Origin of the sequence: Hymenobacter coccineus (assembly GCF_001816125.1) — a bacterium.
Taxonomy (GTDB): domain Bacteria; phylum Bacteroidota; class Bacteroidia; order Cytophagales; family Hymenobacteraceae; genus Hymenobacter; species Hymenobacter coccineus.
This window is the reverse complement of sequence record NZ_MDZA01000199.1, coordinates 19,764-44,260: the sequence shown is the minus strand read 5'-3', so window position 1 is coordinate 44,260 and position 24,497 is coordinate 19,764. Positions and strand designations below refer to the sequence as shown.

Annotated in this window: 25 protein-coding genes; 14 read left to right on the top strand and 11 right to left on the bottom strand. The window is 63.2% G+C overall.

What is annotated here, in order from left to right:
• The 4 genes from BEN49_RS12420 to BEN49_RS12405 all read left to right on the top strand — a co-directional run.
• The coding region (locus BEN49_RS12420) for a GNAT family N-acetyltransferase (RefSeq protein ID WP_141765665.1) at window positions 1-644 on the top strand (644 nt) is incomplete at its 5' end.
• Between the two features lie 172 nt (window positions 645-816).
• Window positions 817-1,191 (top strand): cupin domain-containing protein, encoded by a 375-nt coding sequence (locus BEN49_RS12415; RefSeq protein WP_070743891.1) that lies wholly within the window; start codon window positions 817-819, stop codon window positions 1,189-1,191.
• Window positions 1,188-1,613, top strand: coding sequence for an ACT domain-containing protein (locus BEN49_RS12410; RefSeq protein WP_070743889.1), 426 nt, complete (start codon window positions 1,188-1,190; stop codon window positions 1,611-1,613). Before BEN49_RS12415 ends, BEN49_RS12410 begins: the two co-directional genes overlap by 4 nt.
• Complete coding sequence (locus BEN49_RS12405) at window positions 1,610-2,935, top strand: Xaa-Pro dipeptidase (protein ID WP_070743887.1); 1,326 nt, start codon at window positions 1,610-1,612, stop codon at window positions 2,933-2,935. The genes BEN49_RS12410 and BEN49_RS12405 overlap by 4 nt, the downstream gene beginning before the upstream one ends.
• 123 nt (window positions 2,936-3,058) lie before the next feature.
• On the opposite strand, the gene BEN49_RS12400 is transcribed toward BEN49_RS12405, so the two are convergent.
• A complete protein-coding gene (locus BEN49_RS12400) occupies window positions 3,059-3,823 on the bottom strand; it encodes a DUF1223 domain-containing protein (RefSeq protein ID WP_070743885.1) in 765 nt (254 codons plus the stop codon).
• Between the two features lie 215 nt (window positions 3,824-4,038).
• On the opposite strand from BEN49_RS12400, the gene BEN49_RS12395 reads away from it, so the two are divergent.
• The 9 genes from BEN49_RS12395 (at window position 4,039) to BEN49_RS12360 (ending at window position 10,647) form a co-directional block, all read left to right on the top strand.
• Window positions 4,039-4,761, top strand: coding sequence for a cytochrome b/b6 domain-containing protein (locus tag BEN49_RS12395; protein WP_070743883.1), 723 nt, complete (start codon window positions 4,039-4,041; stop codon window positions 4,759-4,761).
• A gap of 133 nt (window positions 4,762-4,894) precedes the next feature.
• On the top strand, window positions 4,895-5,104 hold the full coding sequence (locus BEN49_RS29525; protein WP_239691919.1) for a hypothetical protein: 210 nt from the start codon (window positions 4,895-4,897) through the stop codon (window positions 5,102-5,104).
• Window positions 5,105-5,159: 55 nt separating this feature from the next.
• A complete protein-coding gene (locus BEN49_RS29520) occupies window positions 5,160-5,585 on the top strand; it encodes a molybdopterin-dependent oxidoreductase (protein WP_070743881.1) in 426 nt (141 codons plus the stop codon).
• A gap of 107 nt (window positions 5,586-5,692) precedes the next feature.
• Complete coding sequence (locus BEN49_RS12385; RefSeq protein ID WP_070743879.1) at window positions 5,693-6,283, top strand: sigma-70 family RNA polymerase sigma factor; 591 nt, start codon at window positions 5,693-5,695, stop codon at window positions 6,281-6,283.
• Between the two features lie 20 nt (window positions 6,284-6,303).
• Window positions 6,304-6,570: an anti-sigma factor family protein gene (locus BEN49_RS28650; RefSeq protein WP_070743877.1), complete on the top strand. Its 267-nt coding sequence runs from the start codon at window positions 6,304-6,306 to the stop codon at window positions 6,568-6,570.
• A 225-nt stretch (window positions 6,571-6,795) separates the two neighbouring features.
• A complete protein-coding gene (locus BEN49_RS12375; protein WP_083326042.1) occupies window positions 6,796-7,770 on the top strand; it encodes a lipase family protein in 975 nt (324 codons plus the stop codon).
• A gap of 29 nt (window positions 7,771-7,799) precedes the next feature.
• Entirely contained in the window at window positions 7,800-8,657 is an 858-nt protein-coding gene (locus BEN49_RS12370) for a dienelactone hydrolase family protein (protein ID WP_070743873.1), read from the top strand.
• A 78-nt stretch (window positions 8,658-8,735) separates the two neighbouring features.
• Complete coding sequence (locus BEN49_RS12365; RefSeq protein WP_083326041.1) at window positions 8,736-9,932, top strand: right-handed parallel beta-helix repeat-containing protein; 1,197 nt, start codon at window positions 8,736-8,738, stop codon at window positions 9,930-9,932.
• Window positions 9,871-10,647, top strand: a complete 777-nt coding sequence (locus tag BEN49_RS12360) for a hypothetical protein (RefSeq protein ID WP_070743869.1) — start codon at window positions 9,871-9,873, stop codon at window positions 10,645-10,647. The genes BEN49_RS12365 and BEN49_RS12360 overlap by 62 nt, the downstream gene beginning before the upstream one ends.
• Window positions 10,648-10,657: 10 nt before the next feature.
• Here the strand turns inward: BEN49_RS12360 and ilvA are convergent, their stop codons facing one another.
• The 10 genes from ilvA to BEN49_RS12310 form a co-directional block, all read right to left on the bottom strand.
• Window positions 10,658-11,929 (bottom strand): threonine ammonia-lyase IlvA, encoded by a 1,272-nt coding sequence (gene ilvA / locus BEN49_RS12355; RefSeq protein WP_070743867.1) that lies wholly within the window; start codon window positions 11,927-11,929, stop codon window positions 10,658-10,660.
• 166 nt (window positions 11,930-12,095) lie between these two features.
• On the bottom strand, window positions 12,096-13,157 hold the full coding sequence (ilvC, locus tag BEN49_RS12350) for a ketol-acid reductoisomerase (protein ID WP_070743865.1): 1,062 nt from the start codon (window positions 13,155-13,157) through the stop codon (window positions 12,096-12,098).
• A gap of 96 nt (window positions 13,158-13,253) precedes the next feature.
• Window positions 13,254-13,859 (bottom strand): acetolactate synthase small subunit, encoded by a 606-nt coding sequence (gene ilvN / locus BEN49_RS12345; RefSeq protein ID WP_068229536.1) that lies wholly within the window; start codon window positions 13,857-13,859, stop codon window positions 13,254-13,256.
• Window positions 13,860-13,914: 55 nt separating this feature from the next.
• Window positions 13,915-15,654, bottom strand: coding sequence for a biosynthetic-type acetolactate synthase large subunit (ilvB, locus tag BEN49_RS12340; RefSeq protein ID WP_070743863.1), 1,740 nt, complete (start codon window positions 15,652-15,654; stop codon window positions 13,915-13,917).
• A 44-nt stretch (window positions 15,655-15,698) separates the two neighbouring features.
• Window positions 15,699-17,423 carry a dihydroxy-acid dehydratase gene (gene ilvD, locus BEN49_RS12335; RefSeq protein ID WP_070743861.1) on the bottom strand — a complete coding sequence of 575 codons (1,725 nt, stop codon included), beginning with the start codon at window positions 17,421-17,423 and terminating at the stop codon, window positions 15,699-15,701.
• 48 nt (window positions 17,424-17,471) lie between these two features.
• Window positions 17,472-18,164 (bottom strand): class I SAM-dependent methyltransferase, encoded by a 693-nt coding sequence (locus BEN49_RS12330; RefSeq protein WP_083326040.1) that lies wholly within the window; start codon window positions 18,162-18,164, stop codon window positions 17,472-17,474.
• 239 nt (window positions 18,165-18,403) lie between these two features.
• Complete coding sequence (leuB, locus tag BEN49_RS12325; RefSeq protein ID WP_070743857.1) at window positions 18,404-19,525, bottom strand: 3-isopropylmalate dehydrogenase; 1,122 nt, start codon at window positions 19,523-19,525, stop codon at window positions 18,404-18,406.
• The gene (gene leuD, locus BEN49_RS12320) at window positions 19,513-20,109 is read right to left on the bottom strand and encodes a 3-isopropylmalate dehydratase small subunit (protein ID WP_070743855.1); all 597 of its coding nucleotides are present in this window, start codon (window positions 20,107-20,109) and stop codon (window positions 19,513-19,515) included. The genes leuB and leuD overlap by 13 nt, the downstream gene beginning before the upstream one ends.
• Window positions 20,109-21,500: a 3-isopropylmalate dehydratase large subunit gene (leuC, locus tag BEN49_RS12315; RefSeq protein ID WP_070743853.1), complete on the bottom strand. Its 1,392-nt coding sequence runs from the start codon at window positions 21,498-21,500 to the stop codon at window positions 20,109-20,111. The genes leuD and leuC overlap by 1 nt, the downstream gene beginning before the upstream one ends.
• A 12-nt stretch (window positions 21,501-21,512) precedes the next feature.
• Window positions 21,513-22,679: a 2-isopropylmalate synthase gene (locus tag BEN49_RS12310; protein ID WP_070743851.1), complete on the bottom strand. Its 1,167-nt coding sequence runs from the start codon at window positions 22,677-22,679 to the stop codon at window positions 21,513-21,515.
• Between the two features lie 168 nt (window positions 22,680-22,847).
• Between BEN49_RS12310 and BEN49_RS12305 the strand changes: the two genes are divergently transcribed.
• The gene (locus BEN49_RS12305; RefSeq protein ID WP_070743849.1) at window positions 22,848-24,392 is read left to right on the top strand and encodes a hypothetical protein; all 1,545 of its coding nucleotides are present in this window, start codon (window positions 22,848-22,850) and stop codon (window positions 24,390-24,392) included.
• The last annotated feature ends 105 nt before the right edge of the window (window positions 24,393-24,497 follow it).

Genomic DNA, 24,497 nt, shown 5'->3' with positions numbered 1-24,497 from the left:
CGCCGCTGGCTGCCTTCAAGCAGAACTGCTACCCCACCCTTGCCGATGGGCCGCGGCTGCGCGGGCGGGGCTTTGGCCTGGCCACGGCCTACACCTACCGCCTGGGGCCCCTGCACGATTTGGCGCAAGTGGCGGCCGGGCTGCACCGGGGCATCCGGCGCGACATTCGGCAGGCGCGGGGCAAGGTGCGCGTGGTGCACGACTTGGACCTGGCCACTTTTTGGGCGGTGAACGGGCTAAGCTTTGCGCGCCAGGGCCTGGCCGTGCCGTACTCGGAGGCGCAGTTCCGGCGGCTCGATGGGGCCCTGGCGGCGCGGGGGGCCCGGCAGCTGTTTTTCGCCGTCGATGCCCAGGGCCGGGTGCATTCGGTGGCCTACCTGATTTGGGACGCCACCACGGCCTACTACCACCTGGCCGGCGACGACCCCACGCTGCGGGCCAGCGGCGCGGGCATTTTGTTGGCCTGGGAATGCATCCGCTACGCCAGCGAAGTGCTGGGGCTCAACTGCTTCGATTTTGAAGGCAGCATGCTGCCGGGCGTCGCGCGGGTGCGGGTGCGGTTCGGGGCCGTCCAAACGCCGTACTTTTTCATCTGGAAATACCATTCCCGCCTCTTCAAGTGGCTGGATAAATTAAAAAACTAACCTCAGAGCTGTTAAAGCTAATTTTTCAAGATAGGCCGTCATGCTGAGCGCAGCCGAAGCATCTCTCCCGCTAAGCAGCTAAATCGGCGAACGATTAAAATAGTCAGCGGGAGAGATGCTTCGGCTGCGCTCAGCATGACGGCCTAATCAATTCATCCCAACAATTTTCTCTATGCCTACCGAAAAACGCTACGTTCTCAACCCCGCGCCCTTCGTGGTGCCCACCACCGACGGCAAGCTCATCGAGGAGCACGTGGGCCAGGCCAGCACCGGCACTGCCGCCTACAGCCTGGCCCACATGGTGGCCCCGCCCCACTGGAGCGAGCCCCACCAAACGCCCACGTTCGACGAAATCACCATCGTGGTGCGCGGCCGCAAGCGGTTCGAAATTGACGGCGACACCGTGGAATTGCACGCCGGGCAGGCCCTGCTCATCAAGGGCGGGGCCCGGGTGCGCTACGCCAACCCGTTCGATGAGGAGTGCGAATACTGGTCGATCTGCGTGCCAGCGTTCAGCCCCGACACGGTGAACCGCGAAGCAGAATGAGCACCGCGGCGGGCGAAACCAACCTGGCGCGCCTGCTGGCCACTCTGGAGCCCGCGCTACACTCCGGCGACTACGTGTTTTGCGCCGTGGGGCCGGCCGCGTCTATACCGGCGGGGGCCCTGGGCTGGTTCCGCGAGGCCGAAGGCGTTACCCTCATTTTACCCCAGGCCGACGCCGATGCCCAAGGCTTTTCCTACGAATACGTGGCCGCCTGGCTGACGCTGACGGTGCACTCGTCGCTGGCCGCCGTGGGGCTGACGGCCGCCGTGGCCGGGGCCCTAACCCAAGAAAACATCAGCTGCAACGTAGTGGCAGCCTTTTATCACGACCATTTATTTGTGGCCCGCGCCGACGCCGACCGGGCCCTGGGGGCCCTGCGCGCACTGGCGGCCGCGGCCTCCGCTTCACTTTCTGGCTTATGAAAAAACTTCTGCTCGCTTTGGGGGTAGCCCTCTCTTTTACCGCCGCCGCCCAAACCCCCATCACCCCAGCGCCGGCCGCCGCTGTGCCCACCGTCACGGCCATCCGGGCGGGGCGGCTGGTGGATGTGGTGAGCGGCAAGCTGCTCACCAACCAAATCATTCTCGTCAGCGGCGACAAAATCACGGCCGTGGGGCCCAACCTGACCATTCCGGCCGGCGCCACGGTGGTAGACTTGAGCAGCGCCACGGTGCTGCCCGGGCTCATGGACTGCCACACTCACCTCAGCAGCGAGCCGGGCGACAACTACTACGAGGACATGTTCCGCAAGTCGCCGATTGACCGGGCGCTACTGGCGCCCACCTACGCGGCGCGCACCTTGCAGGCGGGCTTCACAATGGTGCGCGACTTGGGCAGCAGCAGCCTCATCGACGTGAGCCTGCGCAACGCCATCAACGCCGGCACCCTGCCGGGGCCCCGGATGCTGGTCGCCACCTTCGCCCTGAGCGCCACCGGCGGCCACGGCGACCCCACCACGGGCTTCGCGCCGGGCCTGAAATTTGGCGAAAACCCCGACTTCACGGGCATCGCCGACGGGCCCGAGGAAATCCGCAAGCGCGTGCGCACCAACGTCAAATTCGGGGCCGATTGGATTAAGGTGCTGGCCACAGCCGGCGTGCTTTCGGAAGAAGGCAGCGCGGGGGCGGCCCTGTACTCGCTGGAGGAATTGAAGGCCGCCGTGGACGAGGCCCACCGCTGGGGCCGCCAGGTGGCGGCCCACGCCCACGGGGCCGAGGGCATCAAACTGGCCGTGCGCGCGGGCGTCACCAGCATCGAACACGGCTCGCTGCTCGACGACGAGGGCGTTCAGCTGATGAAGAAAAACGGCACCTGGCTGGTGGCCGACATCTACGACGACGACTACATCCTGAGCGAATACGCCAAGAAAGGCTTCCCCGAAAAAATCATCGAAAAGGAGCGCAGCGTGGGCAAATTGCAGCGCGAGAACTTCCAGAAAGCGGTGCGGGCCGGTGTGAAGGTGGCCTTTGGGACCGACGCCGCGGTGTACCCGCACGGCGGCAACGCCAAGCAGTTTTTCTACATGGTGAAGTTCGGCCTCACCCCGATGCAGGCCATCCAATCGGCTACCATCCGGGCCGCCGAGCTGCTGCAATGGCAGGACCGCACCGGCTCGCTCACAGCCGGCAAGCTGGCCGATATCGTGGCCGTGCCCGGCAACCCCCTCACCGACGTGCGGGCCCTGGAAACGGTGCAGTTCGTGATGAAGGAAGGTAAAGTGTACCGCAACGAGCCGAAACCCTAAGTGGCAGTTTTGTGGTCAGCGTATTCTTTAGAACTAATTAAAAATTAAAAATGATGAATTAAAAATCTGGCTATCAAATTTTTAATTCATCATTTTTAATTTTTAATTAATTCTAAAAACACTCTAATTCAGGGCCCCCAGTGGCAGGCTGGCCGCGCCCACAATGCGGTGCGTGGCGGGCTCCTGCACCAGCACCACGGCGCGCAGGTTTTCGGGGTGCCACTCGGGGCGTAGGGCCAGTGGCACCGCGGCGGCAAACGCGCTGCCCCCGGCCTGGCCCACGGGGCGCAGCGCCCGCACCACGGCAGCGTGGCGCAGCAGGCGGCCCGCGTTTTCGCCCCGGCCCACCTGGGTGGCCAGGCCGGCTTCGGTGATGACCAGGAGCACGTCGGCCGCGGGGGCCCCGGCGGGCAGGGCCGCTACTTGCACGGGCCACGGCGCGCCCTGGCGCACGAGCTGCACGGCGGCGTGGGGGCCCTGGGCGGCTTTGGCAATGGCGGCCACCAGCGCGGCGCGGTTGCTGCCGACGAACTCCGCCTGGCCGTTCACCACGGCCTGGGGCGTGTAGGAGCCCGTGCCGAAGCCCGCCGCGTAGGCCTGCTGGCGCTCGGTGAACTGGGCCGCCGAAAACGGGTCCTTCCAGCCCAGGCGGTTCCAGTAATCGACGTGCTGGCCGAGGGCGATGACCTCCGCCCCGGGCACCGACTGGGCCGCTTCCAGCTCCCGCAGGGCCGCGTCGGCGGCCGGGCAGCTCGAGCAGCCTTCGGAGGTGAACAGCTCCACCACCACGGGCACCCGGGCGGCGGCGGGCGGCGTGAGCGGGCGGTAGGCAGCGAGGGCCCCGGCCGCGGCCAGCGAGGGCAATCCAACGAGCACGAAACGTTTCATGGCAAACGGGGCTTAAAGTGAACGGGTGGGCTTTGGACGGGCAGACGCCGCCCGGGGCCCGGCCTTACAACCGCGGTTCGAAAAAAAACATCTCCCCCGGCTGTAAGGACCGCGGCCAGCGGGCGTCTGCCCGACTGGCTGGCCTGGCCACCGCCGCGATTGCCGGGGCCCCGGTATCTTTCCTAAGAATTTCTCCGACCCATTTTTTACCGCCCATGAAACGCCTCGTCGAGAAGCACCCGCTGGCCATCCGCTGGTTCCACTGGCTGAATTTCCCCATCCTCGCGCTCATGATTTGGAGCGGGCTGCTCATTTACTGGGCCAACGATGTGTACCGCATCGGCTGGGGCCTTACCACGCTGTTCAAGTTCTTCCCTGACGGCTTTTACAAGGCCCTGGGCATGCCCCAAAAGCTGGCCCAGGGCATGAACTGGCACTTCGCCTTGATGTGGCTGTTCATGATTAACGGCCTGCTGTACGTGGGCTACACGCTGGTTTCGGGCGAGTGGCGCCACCTGCTGCCCGACCGCAACTCCTTCAAGGAAGCCATTTTGGTGACGCTCCACGACTTGGGGCTGCGCAAGGGCGAGCCGCCGGTGGTGAAGTACAACGGGGCCCAGAAAATTGCCTACACCGCCGTAGTGCTCATGGGCGCGGGCTCGCTGCTCACGGGCCTGGCCATTTACAAGCCGGTGCAGTTTGCCTGGCTCACGGGCCTGCTCGGCGGCTACGAGTGGGCCCGCGCCGAGCACTTTACGCTCACCGTCGGCTACGTGCTGTTCTTCGTGGTGCACATCGCGCAGGTGGTGCGGGCCGGCTGGAACAACTTCCGCTCGATGGTGGCCGGCTTCCAAATCGTGGACGCGGAGCACCCGGCCCCCGGCGAGCCGGTAGCTGGGGCCCCCAGCCGGGCCACTTCTCCTACCCTGCCCGCTTAGCTTGTTACTGTGATGGATAATACCACTGATTATTCCGCCCCGCCGCTGCCCGAGTCGCCGGCCGGCACGTCCGAAGCCGACGTGGCCCAGCAGGCCGCCAGCCGCTCGCGCCGCGCCTTTATTATTGGGGGGCGTGGCGGCCCTGGCGGGCGTGGGTGGCTGGCGCTGGCTGCTCACGCGCCCCGCCGACGAGGGCACGCCGTGGCCCTTCCGGCGGGTGCTCGACGCCAACGGGCGCCTCTCGCAGGCCTACTTCCGCGAAACCCGGCTGGCCCCACGTTTCCGAAGTCGATGGCTACCAGTCGCCAGAACGGCAACATTGGCCTGGAAGAGTCCTTCGTAACTGCCGACTGGCGCCTGCGCGTGCAGGCCTATGCCCCGGCCGGGCCCCGGCGCGCGTGCAGGAATTCACCATCGACGACATCAAGGCCCTGCCGCGCGTGGACATGACGACGGAGCTGAAGTGCATCGAGGGCTGGAGCATCAAGGTGAACTGGGTGGGGGCCCGGTTTTCCGACTTTATTGAGAAGTACCCGCTGGCCACCGCCAGCGGCCGCGAAGCCCGCTACGTCAGCGTCGTCACGCCCGATGAGAAATACTACGTGGGCCTGGATTTGTCCAACGCCGTGCACCCCCAAACGCTGCTCTGCTACGAGATGAACGGCCAGCCCCTGACGGGGCCCCACGGCGCACCGCTGCGCCTGGTCACGCCCCTCAAGTACGGCATCAAGCACCTCAAGCGCATCGGCACCATCGCCTTTGTGGACGAGCGGCCGGCCGATTTCTGGGCCGAGCAGGGCTACGACTGGGACTCGGGCCACTGATGCCGCAGAAGCTGTTAGCTAAAACACAACTTATTGACTGTCAATTAAAAATAAGTAACTGATAAGCCGTTCACTTTGGCACGGCTAGCCATCTACGCTTTTTCATATTGACGCCCTACCCCGCCCCCGAGCCAACGCAGTGGCTGGCCCGCTACGGCAACGAGCTGTACCGCTACGCCTTGGCCCGCGTGGGCGGGGCCGACGCCGCTGAAGAGCTGGTGCAGGCCACCCTGCTCCGGGCCCTGCAAGCGCTGGGGAAATTCCGGGGTGAGGCGTCGGAGCGCACTTGGCTGTTTGCCATTTTGAAGCGGCAGGTGCTTGATTACTACCATCGGCAAGCCCATCGCCCCGAAGTATCGCTCGCCGAGCTGGCCCCCGAGGGCCCCACGGAAGCCGATTTTTTTGAGGAAGGCAACGGCCACTGGCGCGCCGCCCAGGCCCCCACCAGTTGGCAAACCGCCGACGGGGCCCTGGAGCAGGCGGAACTGCAAGCCGCCCTGCACCGCTGCCAGGAGCGCCTGCCCGCCCGGCACGGCGCGGTGTTCGCGCTGCGGTTTGTGGAAGAATTGCCGGCCGAAGAAATCTGCCGAGAACTGTCGCTGTCGGCGGCCAACTATTGGGTCATCGTCCACCGGGCCAAGCTCCAGCTGCGCCGCTGCCTCGAGCAGCACGGCCTGGGCCGCCGCACCCGGTCCTAACCCTCTTGCCACCGCCCGCCATGCTGCGCCTGCTCTCCTGCCAACACGCCACCCTGCTCATCGAGCAGCGCGCCGACGCGCCCCTGGCCCCGCGCGACCGGCGCAGCCTGTGGCTGCACCTGCATTACTGCCCCTACTGCCACCGCTACGCCCGCCAAACCGTGCTGCTGGTGCAGCTGGCCCAAGCCCGGGCCGCCGGGGCCCCGGATGCGCTACCGGGCCTGCCCGACGCCGCCCGGCAGCGCATCCGGCAGCAGCTGGCGGGGGCCGGCCTTGACGCCCTGTAACGACAGCGGCCAGTGGGCCCAATGGTAATTTGCGCTGATCCAATTAAATAAATACGATATTCACCGGCTCGTCAGTTTTTACCCCTGGGGGCCCCGGCGGATGCGGCTTATCGTTTCTTTACTCGTCCTGCTTGGCTTGCTTGGGGCCCCAGCGCTAGCGCCCAGGCCCTCCAGCCGGGCTTCGACAAGGCCGAATACCTGGAGCTGCTGCGGCTGCACGCCCGCATGGGCGGGCCCGATTCGATGTGGTGGGTAGGCATTCCGAAGCCCCAGCGGTTTGCGCTGGCTTACCGCTCGCCCACCAGCCCGCTCGACAACCGCTGGGACCTGTGGTCCCACCCGGGGCCCCAGCCGCAGGCCGTCATCAACCTGCGGGGCACCACCGCCAAGGCCGAAAGCTGGCTGGCCAATTTCTACGCCGCCATGCTGCCGGCCGCGGGCGAGCTGGAGCTGGGCGGGGGCCGCAAATTTGCCTACCACCTGGCCGATAACCCCCAGGCCGCCGTGCACGCCGGTTGGCTGCTGAGCCTCGCCTTTATGGCCGACGGCATTGTGCACACCGTGGACTCGTGCTACCGGCGCGGCACCCGCGACTTCCTCATCATGGGCCACAGCCAGGGCGGGGCCGTGGCGTTTTTGCTCACCTCGCACCTGCGCAACTTGCAGCAGCAGCGCAAGTTACCGGCCGACCTGCGCCTCAAAACCTATTGCAGCGCCGGCCCCAAGCCCGGCAACCTCTACTACGCCTACGACTACGCGCGCGCCACCCACGGCGGTTGGGCCGTGAACGTGGTGAACCCCGCCGACTGGGTGCCCGAGGTGCCCCTCACCGTGCAAACCGTGCACGACTTCAACCCCACCAATCCGTTTGTGGGCGTGGCGGCCACCCTCAAAAAGCAACCGTTCCCCAAAAATCTGGTGGCGCGCCACGCCTTCCGCCAGCTCGACGGCCCCCCGCGCCGGGCCCAACGTCGCTACCAGCGCTACCTGGGCCGCTACGTGGGCAAGGCGGTGGTCAAGGCCGTGCCTGGCTTCCGGGGCCCCGCCTTCTACCCCAGCAGCAACTACGTGCCGGCGGGTAATACCGTGGCGCTGCCGGCCGACGCCACCTACTACGCCAAATACCCCAACGACCCGAAGCAACTGTTTCGGCACCACTTCTTTCAGCCGTATTATTACCTGGCGGAACGACTGCCGTAGCCCATTTTCTTTCCTACCCACCCCACCGCATGGACCAGCGCATCATCAACCTGTTCGACGAGTACACCCACGCCCCGCTCACCCGCAAGGACTTTTTGGACCGACTGGCCAAGCTGGCCGGCGGCACCGCGCTGGCCCTGGCAGCCCTCGCCGTGCTGGAGCCCGGCTATGCCCAAGCGGCCACCGTGAGCACCTCGGCCGACGACCTGGTGCTGGAGGACGTGACCTGGCCTAGCGACGGGGGCCCCGTAAAGGGCTACCTGGCCCGCCCCAAGGGCAACAAAAAGCGCGGGGCCGTGGTGGTCATCCACGAAAACCGGGGCCTTACGCCCCACATCAAGGACGTGACGCGGCGCGTGGCCCAGGCCGGCTACATGGCCCTGGGCGTCGATGCCCTCTCGCCCCTCGGCGGCACGCCCGCCGACGAAGACCAGGGCCGCACGCTCATCGGCCAGCTCGACCCCGCCAAAAACCTCAACAACTACCTCGCCGCCCTCGCCTACCTTCGCGCCCGGCCCGAGAGCAACGGGCACACCGGCTGCGTGGGTTTCTGCTGGGGCGGGGGCCTGAGCAACCAGCTGGCGGTGCACGACCCCAAGCTGAACGCCGCCGTGGCCTACTACGGCCAGCAGCCCAGGGCCGAAGACGTGCCCCAAATAAAGGCCGCCCTGATGCTGCACTACGCCGGCCTCGACGAGCGCATCGACGCCGGTATTCCGGCCTACGAGGCGGCTCTCAAGGCCAACCACACGCCCTACGAGCTGTTCGTGTACCCCAACGTGAACCACGCTTTTAACAACGACACCTCCCCCGCCCGCTACAACGCCGAGGCCGCAAAACTGGCCTGGGAGCGCACCCTGAAGCTATTCAAAGACAAGCTGGCGTAGGCGCCGGGGCCCCAACTGCTGCATTATTTTTGCCGCTCACCACACCTTTTCGGGCCCAGCCGAGTTAGGGCGAGCGGTATGAGAGCACTCCAAATGAAAACGAACGGCGCCGCTAGGGCGCTGCCCTGGCGCATTTTACTGGGCGGCTGGCTAAGCCTAAGCCTGCTGCTGGGCAGCCCAGCCCACGCCCAGGGGCCCCCAGCGGTGCTGCGCAAAGACCTCAAAAGGGACTTCGGGGCCCGGGGCGACGGCAAAACCAACGACCAGGCTGCCTTCGCCAAAGCCGCCGCTTTCTTCAACCAGCGCGCCCAAACGCCGGCCGGCACCGGCGCAGCGGTGCTCGCCATTCCGCCGGGCACGTACCTGGTGGGCCAGCAGGACGCGGCCGGCAACACGCCCGATGTGCTGCGGTTGGTGAACTGCCGCAACCTCACCATCGCGGGGGCCGACAGCGCCACCACCGAAATTCGCTACGCCGCCGGCCTGCGCTACGGGGCCTTCGACCCCAAGACCCAGCGGCCCTACGAAGCCCCGGCCGCCACGTTCACCGACCCCAACTACGCCGCCCGGGGCGGCACCTGCCTCGTGCTGCAAGGCTGCGACAACGTAGCAGTGAGCGGGCTGAACCTCAACGGCAACAGCCCCAAATTGCTCATCGGCGGGCACTGGGGCGACACCGGCATTCAGCTGCCCGCCGATGGCATTTTCGTCAGCGACTCGCGCCGCGTTTCGCTGCGGCGGCTGGCGCTGCACCACTTCGGGCGCGACGGCATTCAAGTGCTCAATCACTTAGCCAAGCGCCTCGATGACCCGCAGCGCGAGGCCATCCTGCTCGAAAACTCCACCTGCACCTACAACGGCCGCCAGGGCCTTTCCCTCACGGGCGTGAACGGGTTCCGGGCCGTCAACTGCAGCTTCAGCCACACCGGGCGCGCGGTGGTGGCTGCCACTGGCAAGGCGCTAACGTCCAGCCCCGGCGCCGGCATCGACCTGGAGCCCGAGGGGGGCTTCGTGGCCAACGTAAGCCTCGAAAACTGCCGCATTGTGGACAATGCCGGGGCGGGGCTGGTGTCGGACCGCGGCAATGACAGCCAGCCCAACACCACCAAAAACGTGGCAGTCACGGGGAGCTTGATTTGGGGCCACCAATTGGTCGACCTGGGTGACGCAGCCAGGTTTTTTATTCACAAATTGCCGCATCTACGGCGCGTTTGTGCACGGCTGCAAGGCCACCACGGCGGCCGAAGCCACGCGCTTTGTGGGCTGCACGTTTGAGGACCGCCCCTACCACGGGCAAGCAGCCTACGGCTCGTTCACTATGCACTCCGATGCCCACGCCCGGCACATGAGCTTCACCAATTGCCGGTTCGTGGGCACGCGCAACTACCTCATCTGGGCCATTGTGGCCCAGCCCGATACGGCCAGCTTTTTTCATTTTCGCGGCAGCACGTTTTTGTACGACTACGCCCAAGCCGCCCAGGGCTCTTACAACAACTTGCAGGGCACCGTTTTCACGGGCACAACCGTGTTCCGGGACGGGCCGCACCGCACCAGCTTGGGCCGCACCAACACGACGCTGGGCAACGGCGGGGCCCCGCAGTCGACGGTGGTCAGGGCCCCGGGCAGCCTCCAGCTGCTGGCCAGCAATTGCGTCTACGGCGTAATCACGGGGCTCGACATCGGCCGGCGGCCGGCCCACAGCCGCGACTCGGCCAGCGTAGTCATCGGCGCCAACAACGCCTTGGTCATGAACGAGCCCATCTGGCAGCCCTCAGAACTATACATCGGTCCCACCTCTCGTTTAATAGTAAAGAAGGGCGGTTCGCTGGTGCTCCAGCGGCACGCGAAACTGCTCGTCGAAGGCCAGCTAATCGTCGAAAACGGGGCTTATTTTTTCCTCGATCCGCAAGCCGAACTGGTCACCGCCGGCCGCGGTAAGGTACGCCTGGGGCCCCAGGCGATAAAAGGTAAGCACCCGACGCTCAATTGACTACGGCCAGTTATACTAGCAAGCTCAGGAAATCCTGTTGCCCGTTGAGGTATTCGAAGCCAAAACCCTCTTCCACCATGCGGGCTTTGATGCCCTCTACATCGTGCGGATTTTTGACCTCGACGCCGATGAAAACGGGGCCTTTTTCCTTGTTGTTTTTCTTGATGTACTGAAACTGAATGATGTCCTCGCCCTCGGCCAGCACGTTGTTCACGAAGCGGCGCAGGGCCCCGGGGGCCTGGTTGAAGCGCACCATAAAGTAGTGCTTGAGGCCTTGGTGGCGCTGGGCGCGCTCCTTGATGTCCTCCATGCGGGTGATGTCGTTGTTGGAGCCGCTCACGATGCAAACCACCTTTTTGCCCCGAATCTGGTCGGCGTAGGCGTGCAGGGCCGAGATGGCCAGGGTGCCGGCGGGCTCCAGCACCATGCCTTCCTCGTTGTACATCTTCAATAAGTCTTCGCACACCTGGCCCTCGGGCACGAGGTGCACCTCATCGAGCAGCGCCTGGCAAATCTCAAAATTCAGCTCGCCGGGGCACTTCACGGCCGCGCCATCCACGAAGGTATCGAGGCTGGCCAGCGCCTGCCGCCGCCCGGCCCGGATGGCGTCGTGCATGCTGGGGGCCCCCAGCGGCTGCACGCCAATGAGCTTGGTATTAGGGCTGAGTTGCCGGAAAACGCTCGACAAGCCCGAGGCCAGCCCGCCGCCGCCGATGGGCATAAAGCAAAAGTCAATCTGCTCCTTGGCAGATTTCAGGATTTCCAGCCCCACCGTAGCCTGCCCTTCCACAATCGCCAAGTCATCAAATGGATGCACGAAGGTGCTGCCGCGCTCGTCGCAAAACGCCTGCGCCGCGTGGTAGCAGTCGTCAAAAGTGCGGCCCGTGAGGTGCACCGTCACCATGTCCTTGCCGAAGAGGCGCACCTTGTCCACCTTCTGGGCGGGCGTTTGGGCGGGCATGAAAATGTCGCCCTGCAAGCCCAGCAGCTGGCAAGCGTAGGCCACGCCCTGGGCGTGGTTGCCGGCGCTGGCGCACACAATCTGGCGGCCCGGCACGGTGAGCGGCAGCGCCGAAATCTTGTTGTAAGCCCCCCTGATTTTATAGGAACGCACCACCTGCAAATCCTCCCGCTTGAGCAGAATGGTGGCATCGTAAGTGCGCGAGAGCCCCAGGTTCAGCATTAGGGGCGTCTTGGTAATCACGCCTTTGAGGCGGCGCGCGGCGGCCTCCACGTTTTGCAGGGTAACGGCGGTGGCCGCCGGGGCTAGCAGGTCGGGCATGGGGGTAGAGGGCTGATTCTGAATTAGTACAGGGTAAAAGAGAACGTCATGCTGAGCTTGTCGAAGCATCTCTGCCGCTTCGTTGGATTACTAATCCCTGCGGCGCGGTAGAGATGCTTCGACAAGCTCAGCATGACGGCCTGTTGTAATCGGTAAAAGAAGGCGCTTACGCCTCCACGCTCGCGCTGCTGCGCGAACGTAGCTCGCGCACTTGCGCGCCGGTGGCCCACAGCTCCGACTCACGCACTTCCTTCAGTTCTGCCTCCAGCTCCTTACGGTAGTTGGGCGTGCTGCCGCGCTCGATGGTGCGGCGGGCTTCCTCGCCGCTGGCTACGCTGTCGTACAGGTCGTTGAGTACAGGCAGGGTGGCGTCGCGGAACTTGCCTTTCCAGTCGAGGGCCCCGCGCTGAGCGGTTACCGAGCAGTTGGCAAACATCCAGTCCATGCCGTTTTCGCCCACCAGCGGCACGAGGCTCTGGGTGAGTTCCTCCACGGTTTCGTTGAAGGCCTCGGAGGGCGAGTGGCCGCGCTGGCGCAGCACCTGGTACTGCGCCTCGATGATGCCGGCCAGGGCCCCCATCAGCACGCCGCGCTCGCCGGTGAGGTCAGAGTACACTTCTTTCTTAAAATCGGTTTCGAACAGGTAGCCCGAGCCCACGCCGATGCCCATCGCAATGGCCTTTTCCCAGGCTTTGCCGGTAGCATCCTGGAACACCGCAAACGACGAGTTCAGCCCGCCGCCAGCCACGAACAAGCGGCGCAGGCTGGTACCGGAGCCCTTGGGCGCCACCAAAATCACGTCAATATCCTTGGCCGGAATGATGTTGGTCTGCTCATTAAACGTGATGCCGAAGCCGTGCGAGAAGTACAGCGTTTTGCCCGGCGTGAGGTATTTCTGGAGCGTGGGCCACAGGGCAATCTGGCCGGCATCGCTCAGCAAATTGCAGATGATGGTACCCTTGTCGGCCGCTTCCTCAATCGAAAACAGCGACTCGCCCGGCACCCAGCCGTCCTTGATGGCACGTTCCCACGACGGCGTGCCCTCGCGCTGCCCCACGATTACGTGGAAGCCGTTGTCGCGCATGTTCAGCGCCTGGCCGGGGCCCTGCACGCCGTAGCCGATTACGGCAATGGTGTCGTCCTTCAGGAAATCGAGGGCCTTGGCGAGCGGAAATTCGTCGCGGGTAATTACGGTTTCGGGTACGCCGCCGAAGTTGATGGTTGCCATTGGGTTGGGATTGGTTGTAGCGTGGACTGTGCGAGTCCGCGCGTGGGTTTAAAAGGGTTTCGTTCAAATGCGCGGACTCACAGAGTCCACGCTACACTACATGGTGAAGACCTGCTCGCGGTCGTTCAAAAATTCGTTTTCGGCCACCTCCTCGCTGGGCTCGCGGCGCTCAAACTCGCGCAGCTTGTGGTGAAAACCATCGCTGGCCTTGATGATGGCAATGCGCGCCGAGCGCACAAATTCGATGAGCCCGTAAGGCTGCAAAGCTTTAATCAGGTTGTCGGTTTCCTCGCGGTGGCCGGTGGTTTCAAACACCGTATAGTCCTTGCGAATGACCACGGCGCGGGCCCCGTTTTCGCGCAGCAGGCGCTCCACGAGCACTTTTTCGGCAATCACGTCGGTGGGCACTTTGTAGAGCGCCATCTCCTGCCAAATCACGTCGGCGTTGGTGTTGAAGTACACTTTCAGCACCTCCACCTGCTTCTCAATCTGTTTGGCCAGCTTCTCCACCACCTCCTCCGTTTCCACAATCACGATGTTGAAGCGGTGGATGCCCTCAATTTCCGAAGGCGACACGTTGAGGCTCTCGATGTTGATTTTGCGGCGCGAGAAAATAATGGCAATGCGGTTGAGCAGACCCACTTGGTTTTCGGTGTACGCGGTGATGTTGTATTCCTGGCGGTCGGCAGGTTCGGGACTCATAGCACTTGGTTTATTTAATTAAGAACATCAGTTCCCAGGTCGTCATGCTGAGCCATTAGCGCAGCCGGATTTCCGCCACGCTGCACCCCTGCGGCACCATCGGGAAAATATTATTCTCCTTTGTCACCATCACTTCCAGCAAAAACGACCCCGGGTGCGCCAGCATCTTTTCCAAGGCTGGGCGCAAGTTGGCGCGGTCGTCCACGCGCTGGCCGGCGATGCGGTACCCGGCCGCGACGGCCACAAAATCAGGGCTTTGGATATCCACAAACGAGTAGCGGCGCTGGTGAAACAGCTCCTGCCACTGCCGCACCATACCCAGGAATTGGTTATTGAGGATGATGATTTTCACGTCCACGCCCGTCTGCATGATGGTGCCCAGCTCCTGAATCGTCATCTGGAAACCACCGTCGCCAATGACGGCCACCACTGGCCGGTGCGGGGCCCCAAACTTGGCCCCGATGGCGGCAGGAAGCGCGAAGCCCATGGTGCCCAGCCCGCCGCTCGTGACGTGGCTGCGCGACTGGTTTTGCAGGGCATAGCGGCAGGCCACCATCTGGTGCTGCCCCACGTCGGATACGATAACGGCCTCACCGCCCGTGGTTTCGTTGAGCTGTTGCAGCACCTCGCCCATAGTTAATTCTTCCGACGTCGGGAACAACTCCTCCCGAATCACGGCGTCCACTTCCTGCGCCATGTGGTCGTTGAAGCGGGCCAGCCAGGCGGTGTGCTCTTTGCGCTCGACCAAGGCCGTGAGCAGTGGGAGGGTTTCCTTGCAGTCGCCCCACACGGGCACGGCGGTGGGCACATTTTTGCCGATTTCGGTCGGGTCGATGTCGAGGTGGATGATTTGCGCCTGCTTGGCGTACTTATCGAGCCGGCCGGTCACCCGGTCGTCGAAGCGCATCCCAATGGCAATCAGCACGTCGCAATCGTTGGTGAGCACGTTGGGGCCGTAGTTGCCGTGCATGCCCAGCATGCCCACGTTCAGCGGGTGGCCGGTGGCCAGGGCCCCCACGCCCAGGATGGTCCAAGCGGCCGGGATGCCGCTTTTCTCCACAAATTCCTGGAATTCGCGCTCAGCCTTGCCCAGCACCACGCCTTGCCCCCACAGAATAAAGGGCCTTTTGGCGCTATTAATCAGCGCCGCCGCCTGCTCGATGTACTCGGGGCGCACCACCGGCGCGGGCCGGTAGCTGCGGATGTGCGTGCAACGCTCGTAGGCCGGCGCGTCGAAGGTCTGCATCTGCGCGTTTTTGGTGATATCCACCAATACCGGGCCGGGCCGGCCGCTGCGCGCAATGTAGAAGGCCTTGGCCAGCGCCTCGGGTATCTCTTCGGCCCTGGTAACCTGGTAGTTCCATTTCGTAACCGGCGTCGTGATGTTGATAATATCCGTCTCCTGAAACGCATCGGTGCCCAGCAAATGCGCGAACACTTGCCCCGTAATGCAAACCAGCGGCGTGCTGTCAATCATGGCGTCGGCTAAGCCCGTCACGAGGTTGGTCGCGCCTGGCCCGCTGGTAGCCAGCGCCACGCCCACCCGCCCCGAGCTGCGCGCATAGCCCTGCGCCGCGTGAATGCCGCCCTGCTCGTGGCGCACCAGCACGTGGTTGAGCTGCTCCTTGAAATCGTAGAGGGCATCATAAATCGGGATAATGGCCCCGCCGGGATAGCCAAAAATTGTGTCCACGCCCTCCGCCACCAGGGCTTGCAGCGTGGCTACCGCGCCCGTCAGGGGCGTAGTGGCGGGGGCGGCGGTAGTAAGGTCAGGAGCGGTTTGGGTCTGGAACATAAGTTCTGGTGTAGCAGTCAGTGGCGGCGCGGGCGGCGAGTAAGCTAGTGCGTCAATTGCGCCGTTGGCACCGTCGCAGCCTGCGCATCTTCTTCTAATAAGTCAGTGATACAACCGTGGCTGGCGTCGCTCACGGTGCGGATGTACTTAAGCAGCACGCCTTGCTTGGCGGGCAGTGGGGGGCGCCGCCAAGCGGCGCGGCGGTCGGCCAGCTCCGCTTCCGAAAGTTGCACGTCGATGGTATTGGCGCTGGCATCCAGGATAATCCAGTCGCCGTTCTGCACCAGGGCCAGGCCGCCGCCGTCGAAGGCCTCGGGGCAGATGTGGCCGATGACGAAGCCGTGCGTGCCGCCCGAAAAGCGGCCGTCGGTAATCAGGGCCACCTTATCGCCCAAGCCCGCGCCCATGATGGCCGAGGTGGGTTTGAGCATTTCGGGCATTCCCGGCCCGCCTTTGGGCCCCACGTAGCGAATCACGACCACCTGCCCGGCCTCAATTTTGTGGTCAATAATGCCCTGGTTCAGCTCTTCTTCCGAGTTGAATACTATCGCCGGGCCCTCAAACCGCAGGCCCTCCTTGCCACTGATTTTGGCCACGCTGCCCTTGGTGGCGAGGTTGCCGTACAGCATCTGAATGTGCCCATCGGCCTTGATGGGGTTGCTGAGCGGGCGCAGCAAATCTTGCTCCGGGCCAAGGGGTTGCACATCGGCCAGGTTCTCAGCCAGGGTGCGGCCGGTCACGGTCAGCAGGTCGCCATTAAGCATCCCCAGGTCGAGCAGGGTGCGCTGCACGGCGGGCACGCCGCCAATTTTCGACAAGTCTTCCATCAAGTAGCGGCCGCTGGGCTTGAGGTCGGCCAGCACCGGCACACGGTTACTCACAGCTTGGAAGTCCTCCATCGTCAACTTCACGCCGGCCGCGTGGGCGATGGCGATGAGGTGCAGCACGGCATTGGTCGAGCCGCCGAGCACCGTTATCATCACCATGGCGTTCTCAAACGCCGCCCGGGTAAGGATGTCGCGGGGCTTGAGGTCGAGCTCCAGCAGGCGGCGCAGGTAGCCGCCGGCATCGAGGCACTCCTGCACCTTGGCGGCGCTTTCGGCGGGCAGCGATGACGAGGCGGGCACGCTCATGCCCAGCGTTTCGATGGCCGCCGCCATCGTGTTGGCCGTGTACATACCGCCGCACGCGCCGGGGCCAGGGCAAGCATTGTGGATAATACCCTGGTAGTCTTCCTCCGAAATATTGCCATTAACTTTCTTACCGTAAGCCTCAAAGCAAGACACAATGTTGAGCTGCTGCCCCTTGAACTCCCCGCCCTTAATGGTGCCGCCATACACCATTAGCGATGGCCGGTTGAGCCGCGCCATGGCAATTAGGGCCCCCGGCATGTTCTTGTCGCAGCCCACCACCGTGGCGATGGCATCGTAGTAGTGCGCGCCCGCCATGGCCTCAATCGAGTCGGCAATTATCTCCCTCGAAACCAGCGAAAAGCGCATGCCCGCGTTGCCGTTGGTGATGCCGTCGCTTACGCCGATGGTGTTGAAGCGCAGCCCCACCAGCCCCTGGGCAGCCACGCCACGCTTCACCTCATCGGCCAGGCCGTTGAGGTGCATGTTGCAGGTGTTGCCCTCGAAGCCCGTGGAGCAGATGCCCACGAAGGGCTTGCGCAAATCCGCATCCGACAGGCCCGCGCCGATAAGCATGGCCTGCGAGGCGGGCAAGCTATCGTCCTTGGTGTAGATGCGGCTGTATTTATTGAGCGTCATGATGTTAGTACTTGGTGCAAAGTGCCTGGTACCGGGGCGTAGGCGGTGCTAATTCCAGTCGGTTATGGTATCCCTCACGGCGGCGAACACCACGAAATTTAAGTTTTTGTACACGCAATCGACTTCCTGAAAGCCAGCCGCTTCTAGCATTCGCAGTTGCGCTTCTAGCGTACCAAAATCATCTAGTTTGATGCGCTCGAACGCCCGCTCAATGGCCTCCTTCGGCAAGCCCGACTGTTGCACGGTACGCACCCAGTGCTGGCGGTTGAAGGCATCGAAACCCGCCGTACGCCCCAGCACCTGGTCAGCGTTAATGAACAGGCCCCCAGGGTTTAGCGCGTCGTGAATACGCTGGTAAAGAGTTGCTTTTTCCGCATCGGGCAGGTGATGAATAGCCAGGCTTGAAACAACCACGTCGTAGTGGCCCGGCAGGGGCTGAGTGACAAAATCCAACTCCTGAAAAATGAAGCTCGGCAATCCCACAAACCGTTGCCGCGCTACCGCCAGCATCTCGGGGGCCAGGTCCACGAGGGTAAATTCCAGCTCGGGCCGCTGCTGGTACAAGAAGTAGGAAAACAGGCCCGTGCCCGCGCCTACATCCAGCACCTTGCACGCCTGCGGCCGGTTGGCCAGCAGGGCATTGGCTGCGCCGTAAAAGTCCTCGAAACACGGAATCAGGTACGGCCGCTGCTGGTCGTACTTCGCCGATATCTCGTTAAACTGTTCTTTTACGGCGTTCATTATTGCTAGAATAAATTAGATTGTGATCTGGCGAAGGTCCTAAAAAAACCTTCCTGAGCCGCGGGCTAGGAAGGTTTTCTTTGGGGGTAAGAAGTACCTGCTAGCCCGCGAGGGTAGGAATGATAATGCCGACAGATAGCAGAAAGCAGCGCATGCGAAAGGGGTGGCGTGGACTATGCGAGTCTGCGTGCGAGTACGTTCGGGTATCGTTGCGCGGACTCGCAGAGTCCACGCTACACTTAGATAATCGTACTCACGCCCACCGCAATGTTGTGCGCGTTCCATTGCTGCTCGTTCGAATCGGCAATCCAGAAAGCCACGTAGCTGCCTACTTGCTCCGTCGTGTAAGGCGCAGTCGGGTTCAGCTCCGGGGTCAAAATATTATTGGTTAGCGCTTCATCCACTGCTTCACGCACCAATTCGGCTTCGGCTGTGAGGCCCAGGTGGTCGAGCAGCATGGCGGCCGAGAGGATGGCGGCCAGCGGGTTGGCAATGCCCTTGCCCTTAGCCTGGGGGTAGGAGCCGTGGATGGGCTCAAATACCGCCACCGCCGCGCCTACCGACGCCGAGGGCAGCAGGCCCATGGAGCCAGCAATGACCGAGGCTTCGTCCGAAATGATGTCGCCGAACATGTTCTCGGTCAGCACCACGTCAAACTGCTTGGGGTTGGTGATAATCTGCATCGCGGCGTTGTCCACGAACAGGTAATCGACCGTCACCCCGGGGTATTGCGGGGCGATTTCGCGCACCACTTCGCGCCACAAGCGCGAAGTTTCCAGCACGTTAGCCTTATCTACCAGCGTAAGGTGCTGGCGGCGGCCGGCGGCCGACTGAAACGCCAAGTGCGCGATGCGCTCAATCTCGGGGCGCGAGTAGGTGCAGTTATCGTAGGCGACGCCGTCGGCCGTGCGGCCTTTCTCGCCGAAGTATATGCCGCCCGTCAGCTCCCGAAAAATCACCATATCAGTACCCTCGATGCGGTCCGATTTCAGCGGCGAGTGCTTCAGCAACGCCTGGTAGGCCGTGACGGGACGGATGTTGGCGAACAAGCCCAACTCCTTCCGCATCCGCAGCAGGCCCTGCTCGGGGCGCACCTTGGCGCTGGGGTCGTTGTCGTACTTGGGGTCGCCAATGGCGCCGAACAGCACGGCATCCGAGGCGCGGCAGGCGGCCAGCGTCTCGTCGGGCAGCGGGTTGCCGGTGGCGTCGATGGCGCAGGCCCCCACGAGGTGCGAGGTAAACTCAAAGCGGTGGCCGAAGCGCTCGGCTATGGCGTCGAGCACTTTCACGGCCTGCCGACAGACTTCCGGCCCGATGCCATCGCCGGGCAGCAAAGCTATTTTTTTGGTTACCAGGTCCATGCGCGTTGTTTTTCAAAGGCCTCAATGGCCGATTTTTGATTCACTAAAAAGTCGATGTCGTCGTAGCCGTTGATCAGGCACTCCTTTTTGTAGCCGTCGATGGCGAAGCTGAACGTCTCGCCCCAGGCCGGCACGGCCAGCGTTTGAGAAGGCAAATCGACTACTAATTCCAGTTGCGGGTTGGCCTCAATGGCCGCCAGCAGCCGGGCCAGCACCTCGTCGCTCACTTGCAGCGGTAGCAGGCCGGTATTCAGCGCGTTGCCCCGGAAAATATCGGCGAAGTAGCTGGAGATAATCGTTCGAAAACCAGCATCGTACAGGGCCCAGGCAGCGTGCTCGCGGCTGCTGCCGCAGCCGAAGTTTTTGCCGGCCACCAGCACGGAACCAGTGTAGCGCGGGTCGTTGAGCACGAACTCGGGTTTAGGCGAGACGTCGGCGTTGTAGCGCCAGTCGCAAAACAGGTTCTCGCCGAAGCCTTCGCGCGTGGTCGCCTTCAGAAACCGGGCCGGAATAATCTGGTCGGTATCAATGTTTTCCAGCGGCAGCGGACGGCCGGTGGTGTGCAGGGTTTGAAATTTTTCCATTAGTTCAAGTACTGCGTGATGTCCACGATGCGGCCCTGCACGGCCGTGATAGCCGCTACTAGCGGCGAGGCCAGCAGCGTGCGCGAGCCGGGGCCCTGGCGGCCTTCGAAGTTGCGGTTGGAAGTAGCCACGCAGTACGCACCGGCCGGAATCTTGTCCTCGTTCATGGCCAGGCAGGCGCTGCAACCGGGCTCGCGCAGTTCAAAGCCGGCGGCGGCAAAAATCTTGTCGATGCCCTCGGCAATGGCTTGCTGCTCAACTTGTTTGGAGCCGGGCACGATGATGGCTTCCACGTGCCCGGCCTTCTGCTTGCCCTGCACGTAGGCGGCCACGGCGCGCAGGTCTTCGATGCGCGAGTTGGTGCAGCTACCGATAAACACGTAGTCAATCTGTTTGCCGAGCAGCGATTCGCCACGTTCGAAGCCCATGTATTTCAATGACTTATCGAAGCTTTCGGCTTCGCTGGCGGGCACTTCGTTCGGCACGTGGCCAGTGAGCGGGATGCCCATGCCGGGGTTGGTGCCATAAGTAATCATCGGCGTAATGTCGGCCGCTTGGTAGGTGTACTCAGTTTCAAACGTGGCGTCATCGTCCGAGTACAACGTCTGCCAGTAGGCTATGGCGTCGTTCCAGGCCTCGCCTTTGGGGGCAAACGGTCGGCCCTCAACGTAGGCCAGCGTGGTGGCATCGGGGGCGATGAGGCCCCCGCGGGCCCCCATCTCGATGCTCATGTTGCAGATGGTCATGCGGCCTTCCATGCTGAGACTGCGCACGGCGCTGCCCGCGTATTCCACGAAATGGCCAGTGGCGCCGCCCGTGCCGAGCTGCGCTATAACGAATAAAATCAAGTCTTTAGCAGTGACGCCGGGCCGCAGCTCGCCTTCCACCGAGATGCGCATGCGCTTGGGTCGGCTCAGCAGCAGGCACTGCGAGGCCATCACCTGCGCCACCTGGCTGGTGCCGATGCCGAACGCCACCGCGCCAAACGCGCCGTGGGTGCTGGTGTGGCTGTCGCCGCACACAATGGTGAGGCCCGGCTGGGTCAGGCCCAGCTCCGGCCCAATAACGTGCACAATGCCCTGGCGCGCATGGCCCAGGCCATACAGTTCGATGCCGTATTTCTCGCAGTTTTCGGTTAGCTTCTCCACTTGCAAGCGCGAAAGTGGCTCTCGGATGGGCTGGTCCTGGTGCAGGGTGGGCACGTTATGGTCGGCCGTGGCCAAGATTTGGCTCGGGCGAAACAGCGGCAGGTTGCGGGCCGCGATTTCATCGAACGCCTGGGGGCTGGTGACCTCGTGAATCAGGTGGCGGTCAATGTACACGACATCCAACCCCTCGATGGAGCGGACGACGTGGGCATCCCAAATTTTATCGAATAAGGTACTAGGCATTATAGGGTTGACTTAGTTGGCGGCCACGAGTTTCTCCTGCTCCACGAGGGCGTGCAGGTCCTCGTCGCCCACTTCGCGCTTGCGGTCGGCGAGCGTGAGGAAGCTGGCGTAGGCAGCATTGAGGGCCGGGCGCTCGAAATCGTAGCCGAGCTTTTGGAGGCGGTAGGCCAGGGCGGCGCGGCCCGAGCGGGCCGTCAGCACGATGCTCGAATCGACGACGCCCACTTCTTTGGGATCGATGATTTCGTAGGTTTCGCGGCACTTGATTACGCCGTCCTGGTGGATGCCGCTGCTGTGCGAGAAAGCGTTGGCCCCCACAATGGCCTTGTTAGCCTGCACGGGCATGCTCATCAGGTGCGATACCAGGGCCGAAGTTTCGGCCAGGCGGCGGGTCTGCACGTTGGTGCTGAGGCCGAGGTCGGGGTGCTGGCGCAGAATCATCACCACTTCCTCCAGGGCCGTGTTGCCGGCCCGTTCCCCTACCCCGTTGATGGTGCACTCGATTTGCCGGGCCCCGTTGGTGACGCCGGCGATGGAGTTGGCCGTGGCCAAGCCCAGGTCGTTGTGGCAGTGGGTAGAGAGAATGGCGCGGTCGATGCCCTTCACGTTCTCGTACAGGTACTTAATCTTGGCGCCGTACTCGTGGGGCAGGCAGTAGCCGGTGGTGTCGGGAATGTTGAGGACAGTGGCGCCGGCAGCAATCACAGCCTCGCACACGCGGGCCAAGAATTCGTTGTCGGTGCGGCCGGCGTCTTCGGCGTAGAATTCGACGTCCTCCACGAAGCTCTTGGAGAGCTTGACGGCAGCCACGGCGCGAATTAACACGTCCTCGCGGGTGGTGCGCAGCTTCTGGAAAATGTGCAGGTCGGAGGTGCCGATGCCGGTGTGGATGCGCGGGCGACGGGCCCCGCGCAGGGCCTCGGCGGCCACGCGGATGTCGTTTTCGACGGCGCGGGTGAGGCCACACACGGTGGCTTCTTGGGTTTGGGCCGCGATGGCGGCCACGGCGGCGAAGTCGCCGGGGCTCGACACGGGGAAGCCGGCCTCAATCACGTCGACGCCCAGGGCTTCGAGTTGGCGGGCAATGACGAGCTTCTCGGCTTGGTTTAGCTTGCAGCCCGGCACCTGTTCGCCGTCGCGGAGCGTGGTATCGAAAATTTGGATTTTTTGGACCGACATAGTGAGACTGCTCCGGCGGGAGCACTATACAAAGTGGATATTGCACTGCAAGTACCGTTGTTAGGCTAGCCGCTGAAAATTCTTTTCTAGGCGTTGTACTATTTCCAATCGTTCGCTCTTTTAGTTTAATCAATTGTTATTAAAGCGGTTAACCCAACCGTTGCTACAATGCCCAATAAGCCCACCGACCCAGTTTTTCAGCTCATCAAGTCGCTCACGCGCTCCGAAAAGCGGCATTTCCGGCTATTCACCGACCGCCCGGGGGCCGGTGAGGGCCTAAAATTCCTCCAGCTTTTCGACGCCCTAGATGCCCTGGATGGCTACGACGAGGACCGCATTGTGGTGCAGGTACCGGCCCTGAAGCGGGCCCAGCTGGCCAACCTCAAGGCCAACCTGTACAAGCAGCTGCTGAGCAGCCTGCGCGTATACCACGCCGGCCAGAACCCCGACATCCAGCTGCACGAGCAGCTCGACTACGCCCGGGTGCTCTACAACAAGGGCTTCTACCAGCAGAGCCTGCGGATGCTGGAGAAAACCAAGCTGGCCGCCCAGCAGGCCGAGCTGCCGCACGTGGCGCTGTTGGCCATTGATTTTGAGAAGCTTATCGAGTCCCAGTACATCACGCGCAGCCTGAAGGACCGGGCCGAAACCCTGGCCACCGAAGCCATGGACACCGTGACGCACCTGGCCCGGATGCACGAGCTATCCAACGCCTCGCTGCGGCTGTACGGCCTGTACCTCAAGGCCGGTCACGCCCGCAACCAGGCCGACCACGAGCAGATTACGGCGTTTTTTGAGGCCAACATGCCGGCGACGGTGGGCCCCGACAGCACGTTTTTTGAGAAGCTGTACTTCTACCAGGCCCACGTGTGGTACCACACGCTGAACCAGGACTTTAGGGCCTGTTACCGCTACGCCCAGAAGTGGGTGGATTTGTTTGAGGAGGCCCCGCACCTGAAGGACACGCAGGCCATGCTCTACATCAAGGGGCTGCACAACTTGCTGGCCACACTGTTCAACCTGCTGTACTACAGCAAGTTTATGGAAGTACTGCAACAGTTGGAGGACTTCGCGGCCAACCAGACGCGGCGGGCCAGCCCCAACACCGAGGCGTTGCTTTTCCAGTACATCTACACCAACCGCATCAACGCCTACTTCCTGGAGGCGCGCTTCACCGAGGGCCTGGCCATTGTGCCGGAACTGCTGGAAAACCTGGTGCTGTACCGCTCGCAGCTCGATTTGCACCGCACGCTGGTGTTTTATTACAAGATTGCCAGCCTGTACTTCGGCAGCGGGCAGTTCCACAAGGCCATCGAGTACCTGAACCTCATCATCGACCAGAAGGACCTGAGCCTGCGCGAGGACTTGCAGTGCTTTGCGCGCATCCTCAACCTGGTGGCGCACTACGAGGCCGGCGACGACGCCAGCCTGGAGTACCAGGTGCGGTCGGTGTACCACTTCCTGGGCAAGATGGACGACCAGCAGCCGATGCAGGTGGAGATATTCCGGTTTCTGCGGCGGGTGGGCAATTTTGCGCCCAGCCAGTTGAAAGACGAATTTATTAAGCTGAAGGACAAGCTCGTGGCCATCTATGCCAACCCTTACGACCGGCGGCCTTTCCTGTATTTCGACCTGATTTCGTGGCTGGAAAGCAAGATTGCGGGCGTGCCGGTGCAGGACGTGATGCGGCGCAAGTTCCTGAAGCTGCGGTAGGGCCCCGGGCCGCTTTGGCGGGGTTGGGCGGGGTTTTGCGGGGGCCCGTCGACGGGATGGCGGGGTTGGTCTAGCCCGCGAAAAAAGTGGGCGATGTGGATTCAG